9 protein-coding genes and 1 rRNA gene are annotated in these 12,128 nt (G+C 45.2%); 9 read left to right on the top strand and 1 reads right to left on the bottom strand.

Going from position 1 to position 12,128, the window contains the following annotated elements:
- Positions 1–125: 125 nt before the first annotated feature.
- From dnaA to gyrB, 6 genes are all read left to right on the top strand, one after another.
- Positions 126–1,472, top strand: a complete 1,347-nt coding sequence (gene dnaA, locus C400_RS0103455) for a chromosomal replication initiator protein DnaA (protein ID WP_013368644.1) — start codon at positions 126–128, stop codon at positions 1,470–1,472.
- 186 nt (positions 1,473–1,658) lie between these two features.
- Positions 1,659–2,801 (top strand): DNA polymerase III subunit beta, encoded by a 1,143-nt coding sequence (dnaN, locus tag C400_RS0103450; RefSeq protein ID WP_016822441.1) that lies wholly within the window; start codon positions 1,659–1,661, stop codon positions 2,799–2,801.
- A gap of 37 nt (positions 2,802–2,838) precedes the next feature.
- Complete coding sequence (gene yaaA / locus C400_RS0103445) at positions 2,839–3,057, top strand: S4 domain-containing protein YaaA (protein WP_016822440.1); 219 nt, start codon at positions 2,839–2,841, stop codon at positions 3,055–3,057.
- A gap of 54 nt (positions 3,058–3,111) precedes the next feature.
- Positions 3,112–4,227, top strand: a complete 1,116-nt coding sequence (recF, locus tag C400_RS0103440) for a DNA replication/repair protein RecF (protein WP_016822439.1) — start codon at positions 3,112–3,114, stop codon at positions 4,225–4,227.
- A 16-nt stretch (positions 4,228–4,243) separates the two neighbouring features.
- Positions 4,244–4,495 carry an extracellular matrix regulator RemB gene (gene remB / locus C400_RS0103435; protein WP_007433255.1) on the top strand — a complete coding sequence of 84 codons (252 nt, stop codon included), beginning with the start codon at positions 4,244–4,246 and terminating at the stop codon, positions 4,493–4,495.
- 31 nt (positions 4,496–4,526) lie between these two features.
- Positions 4,527–6,437, top strand: a complete 1,911-nt coding sequence (gene gyrB / locus C400_RS0103430; RefSeq protein WP_016822438.1) for a DNA topoisomerase (ATP-hydrolyzing) subunit B — start codon at positions 4,527–4,529, stop codon at positions 6,435–6,437.
- 141 nt (positions 6,438–6,578) lie between these two features.
- On the opposite strand, the gene C400_RS0103425 is transcribed toward gyrB, so the two are convergent.
- Positions 6,579–7,406, bottom strand: coding sequence for a YheC/YheD family protein (locus C400_RS0103425; RefSeq protein ID WP_016822437.1), 828 nt, complete (start codon positions 7,404–7,406; stop codon positions 6,579–6,581).
- Positions 7,407–7,872: 466 nt separating this feature from the next.
- Between C400_RS0103425 and gyrA the strand changes: the two genes are divergently transcribed.
- From gyrA to C400_RS0103410, 3 genes are all read left to right on the top strand, one after another.
- Positions 7,873–10,437, top strand: coding sequence for a DNA gyrase subunit A (gene gyrA / locus C400_RS0103420; protein ID WP_016822436.1), 2,565 nt, complete (start codon positions 7,873–7,875; stop codon positions 10,435–10,437).
- 208 nt (positions 10,438–10,645) lie between these two features.
- Complete coding sequence (locus tag C400_RS0103415) at positions 10,646–11,734, top strand: HD-GYP domain-containing protein (RefSeq protein WP_016822435.1); 1,089 nt, start codon at positions 10,646–10,648, stop codon at positions 11,732–11,734.
- A 320-nt stretch (positions 11,735–12,054) separates the two neighbouring features.
- Positions 12,055–12,128 (top strand): 16S ribosomal RNA (locus C400_RS0103410); the annotation flags it as partial.

Genomic DNA, 12,128 nt, shown 5'->3' with positions numbered 1-12,128 from the left:
GGCGGTATGTCTTTTTATGGCCTTCAACAATATTTTTGTGATTTTAGGCGTTTTGCCGAAGCGCCGAGAGCAGCTCTCTGCAGCTTAATTCGGCAAAATGTCAGGATTTAAAAGGAGTGACGTCTGTGGACAGCCATACCTCTGAACTATGGCAGCAAATTCTATCCATCATACAAACCAAGCTGAGTAAGCCGAGTTACGATACTTGGTTTAAGGCTACCAAGGCAGCGAAACTAAATGACCACTCCATTGTGATTTCTGCACCGACAACTTTTGCCGTGGAATGGCTTGAAAGCCGCTATACCAAGTTAGTCGGTGCAACGGTTTATGAGATTTTGGGCAAACATTTAGAGGTCAAGTTCGTTATTGAAGAGAACAAGCCGGCCGAGGTCGACCTTCAGCAACAACCTCAGCAGCAGCCGGTCGTTCAAGAAGAAGCTGTATCCCATATGCTGAATCCCAAATATACATTCGATACATTTGTCATTGGATCGGGGAACCGTTTTGCCCACGCGGCATCGCTGGCCGTCGCCGAGGCGCCGGCCAAAGCTTACAATCCGCTGTTTCTATACGGTGGTGTAGGTCTGGGGAAAACGCATCTGATGCATGCTATCGGTCACTATATTTTGGAGCATAATCCGACCAGCAAGGTCGTTTATTTATCGTCGGAGAAGTTTACGAACGAGTTCATTAATGCCATCAGGGACAACCGCGGAGAGAGTTTCCGGAATAAATATCGTAACATTGATATTTTGCTCATTGATGATATTCAATTCATTGCGGGCAAGGAATCGACGCAAGAGGAATTTTTCCATACGTTCAACGCGCTTCATGAGGAACGCAAGCAGATTATAATCTCAAGCGATCGACCGCCTAAAGAAATTCCAACGCTGGAAGAACGGCTGCGCTCTCGCTTCGAGTGGGGACTTATTACGGATATTCAACCGCCGGATTTGGAGACGAGAATTGCTATTCTTCGGAAAAAGGCGCGGGCAGAAAACCTGGATATTCCTAATGAGGCCATGATGTATATCGCGAATCAAATTGATACAAACATCCGTGAGCTGGAGGGGGCGCTCATTCGCGTTGTCGCTTATTCTTCCTTAACCAATCAGGATGTATCAAGCCATCTCGCGGCTGAGGCGTTAAAGGATATTATCCCATCCAGCCGTCCAAAAATGATCACGATTCAGGATATACAGCATCAAGTCGGGGAATTTTATAATCTACGACTGGAAGATTTCAAAGCACGTAAGCGGACGAAGGCTGTAGCTTTTCCACGGCAGATTGCCATGTATCTTTCCCGTGAGCTAACCGACTATTCTTTGCCGAAAATCGGCGAAGCTTTTGGTGGTCGTGATCATACGACTGTCATTCATGCGCACGAAAAAATCTCCAAATCCATTCAAGTGGATCAGGATCTATTTAAAGTTATCAACAACCTAATAGAAAAAATCAAAAATCCAACCTGAACAAGTTCAGAGCCTATACACAATTTATACACATGTGGATAGGCTTGATTTTATTAGGGTTACAGATAGTTATCCACATATTCAGTGCGCCTATTACTATTACTAATATATTTTAAAGATATACATCACCTATATAAGGCCCGCGTCAACGCGTGCTTGCAGGATTAAAACCCGTAGGAGGAACTTATGAAGATTAGCATTCTGAAAAACGTTTTGAACGAGGCTATACAACATGTATCCAAAGCGATATCCAGTCGGACCACGATTCCAATTCTGAGTGGTATTAAGCTGGATGTGAATCACCAGGGAGTCACACTGACCGCCAGCGATACAGACATCTCTATTCAATCCTTTATTCCGATGGAGGATGGTGACCAAACTGTCGTTCAGATCGAGCAACCTGGCAGTGTAGTGCTGCCCGCTAAATTCTTTGTCGAAATTATTAAAAAGTTGCCGTCTCAGGAGATCCGCATGGAGGTAAAAGACCAATTCCAAACCTTTATCTCATCCGGTGCTACTGAAATTCAAATCGTTGGTTTGGACCCTGAGGAATTCCCGGTGCTGCCCAACATTGAAGAAAATCAAGTCATCTCTGTGCCAGGTGATTTGCTTAAAAATATGATTAAACAGACGGTATTCTCCATCTCTACCCATGAAACGACACCTATTTTGACGGGTGTATTGTGGAATCTGGCTGAGGGTGAATTGAAATTTGTCGCCACGGACCGCCACCGCCTTGCCACCCGCAGCGCTCATTTGGAGACCTCTGAAGGCTTGCGTTTTAGCAATGTTGTCATTGCAGGTAAAACGCTCAATGAGCTGAGCAGAATTATTCCGGATCAAAATATGCTTGTGGATATCGTCGTAGCGGACAATCAGGTATTATTTAAGGTGGATCGCGTGTTATTTTATTCCCGCATCTTGGACGGCACCTATCCTGATACTTCTAGAATTATTCCGACTTCCTACAAAACAGAACTGGTTGTGGACACAAAAAGTTTGAGCGAGTCTATTGACCGTGCTTATTTGTTGTCCCGTGAGGAAAAAACGAATATTGTAAAAATGCAATCGTTGGAAAACGGTGATCTAGAGATTTCCTCCAGCTCATCTGAGCTTGGTAAAGTGCGTGAGGAAGTAAATGTGTCTAAATTTGAGGGAGAGCCACTCAAAATCTCGTTCAACTCCAAATATATGCTCGACGTGCTGAAGGTGATTGACAGCGAGCAGCTGACGATTGCTTTTACTGGCATTATGAGCCCCATTATTTTAAAACCGGCAGATTCCAGCAATGCGCTGTACATCATCCTGCCATATCGCACAACCAACTAGCGTCACCCACCCGAACAAGCGAAAGGATGAACAGGCCTTGAAACCAATATCTATACAGACCGAATACATCAAGCTCGATCAATTTTTGAAATTAGCCGATTGTGTATCCACAGGAGGCATGGCTAAAGCCCTGCTGCAGGAGGGACAAGTCCGCGTTAATGGTGAGCCAGAAGAACGTCGGGGGAGAAAATTGTACCCAGGCGATACCGTAGAAGTAGAGGACATTGGACGTTTCGAGGTTACGGCAGGAGCATGATCGCCTGAACGGCAAGGACTCCTTTTAGGTGCGGAATAACAAGGGGGACCCTATGTGTTTGTGAACAACATTGTTTTGCAGCAGTACCGGAACTATCAACAGTTGGAGCTGAATGAATTCGGGCCCGTTAATTTGCTGATCGGACAAAATGCGCAAGGCAAAACGAATCTGGTTGAGGCGATTTTTGTATTGGCTTTGACTAAAAGTCACCGAACGTCCCGCGATAAGGAATTAATTTCTTTCGGGGCTACTTCCACCCATCTAGCTGCCGATGTGGATAAAAAATACGGGAAAATCAGATTGGATCTCTCGTTATCCACACAAGGCAAAAAAGCAAAGATCAACGGGCTAGAGCAGCGAAAGCTGAGCGATTTTATCGGTTCGTTAAACGTGGTCATGTTTGCGCCCGAGGATCTGGAAATTGTCAAAGGAACACCGGGGGTTCGCCGCCGGTTTCTTGACATGGAAATCGGACAGGTTGCGCCAGGATATTTGTATCATTTGCAGCAATATCAGAAAGTGCTGGTTCAGCGAAATAATCTGCTCAAGCAAGCTTGGGGTAAAGATATGGCGTCCGTGCAGCTGATGCTGGAGGTATGGAATGAGCAACTTGTTGAGCATGGTGTTAAAATTGTAAAAAAGCGGAAACAATTTATAACAAAGCTACAAAAGTGGGCCCAAGCCATTCATGAAGGGATTGCAGGGGGGACAGAAGAGTTAAAATTAACCTATGTTCCCTCCTTCGGTGAGCCAGAGGAAGAAGATGAAGCTGTCTTATTGGAGCGATTTATGATAAAGTTATCCCAAATGAGGGAACAGGAAATCCGCCGTGGCATGACTTTGGCGGGACCCCATCGTGATGATTTGGCCTTTGCCATTAACGGCAGAGAAGTGCATACGTATGGCTCTCAGGGGCAGCAGCGGACGACGGCCCTGTCTTTGAAGCTGGCCGAAATAGAATTAATTCATGAGGAAATTGGGGAGTATCCTATCCTGCTGCTGGATGATGTGTTGTCCGAGCTGGATCCCTATCGTCAGACTCAACTGATCGAGACTTTCCAAAGCAAGGTACAGACCTTTATCACGGCAACCGGGATTGAGACGTTGAACGCAGAACGACTTAAGGGTGCCCATATTTATCACGTCCACGACGGGCATGTGGAACACTAAGGAGTGAGTGACTGCTATGTATATTCATCTGGGTGGAGAAAAGATCATCCGCTCGTCCGAGCTTGTGGCTATTTTCGATATCTCGATTGAAAAATCCTCTAAAATCTCCAAACAATACGTGAACCACGCCCAACAGCAAAAGCATGTCGAGATGATTGGCGAAGAGGAAGCCAAGTCCATCGTAGTGACTCAGAATACGGTGTATTATTCCCCCATCTCCTCAACAACACTCAAAAAGCGGGCAAACCAGTTTGTTGCCAATGCTTAACCATAGAAATCTATAGAAGTAGGTGAAAGGCATGTCTATGAATCAACCGTCTTATGATGCGGGCGAGATTCAGGTCCTCGAAGGCCTGGAAGCGGTTCGGAAACGTCCCGGGATGTATATTGGCTCCACGAGCGCCAAGGGGCTCCATCATCTGGTCTGGGAAGTTGTGGACAACAGTATTGACGAAGCGCTGGCGGGTTATTGTAACAGCATTCAAGTTGTCGTTCACAAAGATAATAGCATTACCGTTACAGATAACGGCCGCGGTATTCCGGTAAGTGAACACGCCAAAATGAAAAAATCAGCGCTGGAAGTCGTAATGACCGTACTTCACGCAGGTGGTAAATTCGGAGGCGGAGGGTACAAGGTGTCTGGTGGTCTGCACGGGGTTGGTGTATCCGTGGTGAACGCGCTCTCCAGCAAAATGATTGTTCATGTTAAACGGGATGGACATGTATATGAGCAGGAATACCATCGTGGTGCTCCACAGTATGATGTCAGAGTCATCGGTGACACTGAAGAGACAGGTACCCAAACGACCTTCTATCCAGACGAACAAATCTTTACCGAAACGACCGTATATGACTATGATACGCTGCAGACGCGGATTCGTGAGCTGGCTTTCTTGAACAAAGGCATTGCAATTAGCTTGACCGATGAACGGACAGGCGCCAGCGATACATTCCACTATGAGGGTGGAATCAGTGAGTATGTGCAGTTTCTGAATCAAAAAAGAGAAGCCCTGCATGAACAGCCGATTTATGTCGAAGGCTCTCGTGACATGATTCAAGTCGAAGTTGCATTGCAATATAACGACAGCTATACCGAGAATATTTATTCTTTCGCCAACAATATCAATACTCATGAGGGCGGAACTCATGAATCAGGTTTCAAGAGTGCATTAACCCGGATTATTAACGATTATGCACGCAAAAATGGCTTAATTAAGGACAACAATGCCAATTTGACTGGTGACGATGTACGCGAAGGTTTGACAGCGATTATCTCCGTCAAAATTCCTGAACCACAGTTTGAGGGTCAGACTAAAACAAAGCTTGGCAACAGTGAAGTTCGAGGAATTGTCGAGTCCCTGTTCGCAGAGAAACTTCAGGAATTTCTGGAGGAGAACCCGTCCGTCTCCCGCCGTGTAGTTGATAAATCGTTACAAGCAGCTCGTGCCCGGGAAGCAGCACGCAAAGCGCGTGAACTTACACGTCGCAAAAGTGCGCTGGAAATCAGTTCGCTCCCAGGTAAGCTGGCGGATTGCTCCTCTAAGGATGCTTCGATCAGTGAACTGTACATCGTCGAAGGTGACTCAGCAGGGGGATCGGCCAAGCAGGGGCGTGATCGTCACTTTCAAGCGATTTTGCCAATTCGCGGTAAGATCCTGAATGTGGAAAAGGCACGCTTGGACCGTATTTTGTCCAGTGATGAAATACGGTCAATGGTAACAGCAATGGGTACAGGGATTGGAGATGATTTTGACATCAGCAAAGCCCGTTACCACAAGGTTATTATCATGACAGATGCCGATGTCGATGGTGCTCATATTCGCACATTGTTGCTGACATTCTTCTATCGCTACATGCGCAAAATCATTGATGCAGGCTATATATACATTGCTCAGCCACCACTATTCAAAGTTGAGCGTAACAAAGTTGTGCGTTATGCGAACTCTGAAGCGGAACGTGACGAGATCATCAAGGAATTTGGAGAAAATGCGAAGTACAATGTACAGCGCTATAAAGGTTTGGGTGAGATGAATGCGACCCAACTTTGGGAAACCACGATGGACCCAGAGAGCCGTACAATGCTGCAGGTAACTGTCAGTGACGCGATGCTGGCTGATACACTGTTCAATACCTTAATGGGTGACAATGTAGAGCCTCGCCGTGACTTTATCCAAGAACATGCGAAGTACGTGAAAAACCTAGATTTCTAATGTGTGTTATTCCATCCTGATGGCTATGTTATCTGTTCATTAGGGTTGTATAAGCAAGAGTGTACAAGGGGCGCCCAAATGGGCGTCCCTTTTCTTGTCATTAACCAGCCCGGATGGATTTGAATATTTAATTTCAATGTTTTAGGCCTTTTTCTTAGAGCGTACAGGTTTACCTGTGGATGCCGTATACCGGCCGTAGCCTACTGCATATCTGAATATTTTATGATAGAGGCTTTTATTTGGGAGGGAAGCGAACACTTTGATGGCTGGTCTTGTATTGACCTCCAAAATCCATGGATAGTTTTGCTGGTCCAATCCCACATCTAACCCGATTTCCCTTAAACGAGGGTATCTTTTTTGTAGCTGCCAGGCTACTCGCTCTCCCATTTTCGATAATTTTTGCTCCAGTCGTACGGCTTCCTTTACATCCATATATGGAGCCACCAGTTCATTGAAAAAACGCGTTGTCCCACCGCTGTGATGATTGGTGACGACTTTGTCAGGAGCAGCTACACGTCCTACAATAAGCGTTGTTTCCCAGTGATGTCTCAAGTTCATCTGGGTCAATACCCTCAGATCGAAGGGACGGGCTTCATGCTGAAGAAGAGGAATTCCGCGCTGTATCAGATATGGACGTTTCTTTATACGAGAAGAAACCACCCTATGCAGCTCATCCAGGCTTTCAAAGGTGAGGATATCTACTTCATAGCGAAGTACATACCAAGTTCTCTCCTCGATGATTCCTTCTTCTGTCGGCGGAAGCTGCTCTGTCTGCCTTTCTGCACGCATAACCCCTTTGCCGTAGGTACCATTATCCGGCTTAATATAGACAGTTCCATACACCGCCAACATTTCATTCAGATGCTCAAACGTGTACAAACGTGTTTCCGGTATATAAGCGGCCAATGTCGGATGGGGAAGAATGGCATTTGTTTTGGCCCACTTACTGGATACTCGCTGAATAGACAAGTATTCTCATCCCTTTCTTTTCGAATTATGAGTCATGTACCTGGAATTCACACCCTTTAACAAAACAAGGGAAACTAAAGGACAAGCGCGTAAAACAATGATATAATAGAGAAATACGGCGTTTTTCGGAATTTTGCTAAGTAGAACCCTGACCGTATACGTATTGTATGTGGAAAAGGCCCTTAGGGTGGGGGCTAATCCCCAGTTCAGGGGAATTTGTTATAATCAGGGCTTGTAAGTTGTACAAGAAAATAGCAATCTGCTACAGGCAGAAGGGGAATGACGAGGGTTTTACGCTGTAAAGAGGACAAATGCGTTTAATTGTGCTCTTTTTGTGAAAGTAATATAATTATACAGATGAGGATTTCAGCCAAAATCCTGCGCAAGGAGCGGAGTATATAGGCAGTGTCTTGTTAGGCTTTTCACATAGAGAGCGCTGTATTGAAGGATGAGAAGGAGGACCAGCATGGCGGATCAAAATAACTCGCAAATCATCAATAGGGATATCGGAGTGGAAATGCGCGAATCCTTTATGGATTATGCCATGAGTATTATTGTTAGCCGTGCCTTGCCTGATGTGCGGGACGGACTGAAGCCGGTACACCGTCGTATTCTGTACGCGATGTCCGAGCTAGGCATGTCGCCAGATAAGCCTTATAAAAAATCGGCAAGAATCGTCGGTGAAGTTATCGGTAAGTATCACCCTCATGGTGATACGGCTGTATATGATACGATGGTGCGGATGGCGCAGGATTTTTCCTTGCGTTATATGTTGGTGGATGGACACGGTAACTTTGGCTCCGTGGATGGAGATATGGCAGCAGCAATGCGTTACACTGAAGCACGGCTGTCCAAGATTGCCATGGAAATGCTCCGTGATTTGAACAAAGAGACCGTTGATTTTATGCCTAACTACGATGGTGAAGAGAACGAGCCTGTCGTATTGCCTGCACGTTATCCTAACTTGCTGGTTAACGGTGTCGGCGGGATTGCAGTTGGTATGGCAACCAACATTCCTCCGCATAACTTGGGAGAGGTTATCGATGGTGTACAAGCACTGATCGAAAACCCTGACATTACGCCGATGGAACTTATGGATTACATTCAAGGGCCCGATTTCCCGACAGCAGGTTATATCTTAGGTCGCTCAGGCATTCGTCAGGCGTACCAGACTGGCCGCGGGTCTGTGACTATGCGTGCAAAGACCACCATAGAGGAGATTGGCAATAAAGCACGGATTATCGTGCATGAGCTGCCTTACCAAGTGAATAAGGCTCGTCTGGTCGAGAAAATTGCTGAACTAGTACGTGACAAGCGTATTGAGGGCATTACGGATCTTCGCGATGAATCCGACCGTACGGGTATGCGTATTGTGATCGAGTTGCGTAGAGATGTGAACCCGAACGTCGTTCTGAATAATTTGTTTAAACATACGGCCATGCAGTCCAATTTCGGTATCAATATGCTTGCGATTGTAAACAATGAGCCGAAGATTTTGAACCTGAAAGATGTCTTGTATTATTATCTCAAGCATCAGGTTGAGGTTATTCGTCGTCGGACAGAATTTGATCTGAAAAAAGCCGAAGCTAGAGCACACATTCTGGAAGGCTTGCGTATTGCTCTTGACCATCTGGACGAAGTTATCTCCTTGATTCGTTCTTCCCAAACTGCAGAAGCAGCCCGTGAAGGACTGATTGAGCGTTTCTCACTGACTCTTGAGCAGGCTCAGGCTATTCTCGATATGCGTCTGCAACGCTTAACCGGTTTGGAACGTGAGAAGATCGAGAACGAATATAACGAGCTAATTCAAAAGATAATGGAATACCGCGAAATTTTGGCGAATGAGCATCTGGTACTCAACATCATTAGCGAAGAGCTGAATGAGTTGAAAGGACGCTTCGCCGATGAACGTCGCACTGAAATTACAGTGGGTGAAGAAAGTATTCTGGATGAGGATCTCATTCCGCGTGAAGACGTTATTATTACTGTAACCCATACTGGATATATCAAACGCCTCCCTGTTACTACGTATCGTAGTCAAAAACGCGGTGGTCGTGGTGTAGTAGGTATGGATACCAAAGATGAGGACTTCGTAGAGCATCTGTTCATTACGAATTCACATCATCATTTGTTATTCTTTACGGACAAGGGCAAGGTATACCGGATTAAGGCCTATGAGATTCCGGATTTAAGCCGGACAGCTCGGGGGACACCGATTATTAACCTGATTCAGATTGAGCAGGGTGAGTCGATCAATGCAGTAATTCCAATTGAGGAATTTGTGGAGGATAGTTATCTATTCTTTGCGACCCAGCATGGGATTATTAAGAAAACACCTCTTGATGACTATGCGAATATCCGCAAAGGCGGCCTGATTGCCATTAATTTGCGTGAAGATGACGCCCTGATCGAAGTGAAGCTGACTGATGGACAGCAGGAAATGATTATCGGTACAGCACAAGGTATGTCTATCCGCTTCCCTGAAAGTGACGTACGATCTATGGGGCGTAGCGCTACAGGAGTTAAAGGGATTAGTCTTGACGAAAGCGATGCTGTAATCGGCATGGATATCGTCAATACCGACCTGGATATTCTGATCGTAACGGCCAAGGGTTATGGCAAACGTACCCCTGCTGTGGATTATCGTATCCAGAGCCGTGGAGGCAAGGGGATCAAGACGATTAACGTTACCGATAAAAATGGTCCAGTGGTCGGCCTCAAGGTAGTAAAAGCCGAAGAGGATTTGATGATTATTACAGCTAGTGGCACCTTGATCCGGACTAGCATGGGGGAAATCTCCACGATGGGTCGGAATACGCAAGGGGTAAGATTGATTAATATTCGCGATGATGATTCGGTTGCAACGGTTTGTCGGGCGAACAAGAATGAGGAGCAAGATGAACTGCTTGAGGATTTATTAGAGGATGGAGGAACTGGTGAGGAGCCAACTCTGTCATCTGCTGAACCAACTCTTGGAGCGAATGCAGAAGATACGGAAGGTAACGGTTCAGAATCTTCTGGGGACGAATAAGCCCTGAATATAGAAGCAACAAATTTAGATTGAAGAGACTCTCTGGCTATTTGGTCAAGAGAGTCTTTTTTTCTTGTTCAGGTTGATCACAATTCAGACTAGCACGTTTTAAATGGCATAAAATGAATGTACAGGATCATTTCCAAGTAATATAATGACATCATAACTGGCAGCTGGAGCAGCTGTTGTGAGAACAGAGAGGTTGACCATGACAACTGTACCCGTATCCGAATTAAAAGCAGGACTTAAATTGCAAAGCGACGTTTTTACTGAAATGGGCAGCCTGCTGCTACCGAAAGGGCGTATTTTGCTACCACGTGACTTAGAGATTTTAGAGGCGTTCCTGATTCAACAAGTAGAGGTAGGGACGGATGATATTGCAAAATCCAGTAGCGAGCCTGCCACTGTTCGATCTGGGACAGCTGAATCGCAGGGAGTTTCGTTAGATGGGCGAGATGAAGCCGAACAATTCCAGGATGAGTATGACAAAATGGTGATGCTTGTTAAGAATGCGTTTCAATCCGTACTTGTCTCTAATTTATCTATATATGAGTTACGCGGACAACTGGAGTCCTTGCTGGCACATATCCAACGCTATAATGTAATGACCTATACTCCGCCTGCTATGATCGAAGTGGACTATATTTTTCACAATGCCGTGCTAACCTCCCTTACCTCTTACTCCATTGCACAATGGATTGGGTTGCCTCAAAAGGATTGGATGCAGGTGGCTTTTGCCGGATTGCTTCATGATATAGGGAATGCTAAGATGGACCCGTCCATTCTGTACAAGCCCTCCCAACTAACACGAGAAGAGCAAGAAGAAGTACGCCTCCATACATCACTAGGATACCAAATGCTTAAAAATGTGAAGGCTATTAACGAAGGTGTACGTTTGGCAGCTCTTCAGCATCATGAGAAAGTGGACGGTACTGGATATCCATTGCGCCTTAAGGGAGAGCAAATTCATATATACGCTAAAATCGTAGGGGTGGCTGATGTATTCCATGCCATGACTCTAGAAAAAACATACCGACCTGCCCAATCGCCTTATCTGGTTCTAGAGCAAATTAAATCAGAATCATTTGGAAAGCTGGACCCAAGTGTCGTGCAAGTCTTCATACAAAAGTTAACCCAATTTAATAATGGAACCAAGGTGCGTCTGAATGATAACCGTACAGGGGAAATTATTTTTGCTGATCGAGATCACCCGACTCGTCCGTTGATTCAAGTAGAGGGGGAGATCATTAACCTTATGCTTCAAAGAGAGCTTTATATCGAGTGTATTGTTACTTAACTGGGTCTTTTCAAAAAATAGTTGCGCAATATAGTGAAGATATGATATATTCTTTCTTGTCGCTTCAAGGGTTGAAATAAAGAAGCGAAAAACACTTTTAAAAAAAAGTGTTGACACAAACCTGAATAACATGATATACTATAAAAGTTGCTGAGGGGAACGAGAGTTACTCTAAAGCAAACAACGAATGTTTGATCTTTGAAAACTGAACAACGAGTGAGTAAAATGATTTTGTTCGCAAAATCAAACAAAGAGATATTTTATCTCGTCAGTTTCAAAATGAGCTAATCGCTCTTTCTATAACCAACTTCGGTTGGTCTTTAATGGAGAGTTTGATCCTGGCTCAGGACGAACGCTGGCGGCGTGCCTAATACATGCAAGTCGAGCGGGGTTA

Source organism: Paenibacillus sp. ICGEB2008, assembly GCF_000307675.1.
GTDB classification, from domain to species: domain Bacteria; phylum Bacillota; class Bacilli; order Paenibacillales; family Paenibacillaceae; genus Paenibacillus; species Paenibacillus polymyxa.
Note: the sequence above shows the minus strand (reverse complement) of the source record. Positions and strands in the feature narration are given on the sequence as shown.

Bases quoted from the DNA above. Each gene is read 5' to 3' on its own strand.
- dnaN (WP_016822441.1), top strand. From the start codon at position 1,659: ATGAAGATTAGCATTCTGAAAAACGTTTTGAACGAGGCTATACAACAT.
- remB (WP_007433255.1), top strand. From the start codon at position 4,244: ATGTATATTCATCTGGGTGGAGAAAAGATCATCCGCTCGTCCGAGCTT.
- gyrB (WP_016822438.1), top strand. From the start codon at position 4,527: ATGTCTATGAATCAACCGTCTTATGATGCGGGCGAGATTCAGGTCCTC.
- gyrA (WP_016822436.1), top strand. From the start codon at position 7,873: ATGGCGGATCAAAATAACTCGCAAATCATCAATAGGGATATCGGAGTG.
- C400_RS0103415 (WP_016822435.1), top strand. From the start codon at position 10,646: ATGACAACTGTACCCGTATCCGAATTAAAAGCAGGACTTAAATTGCAA.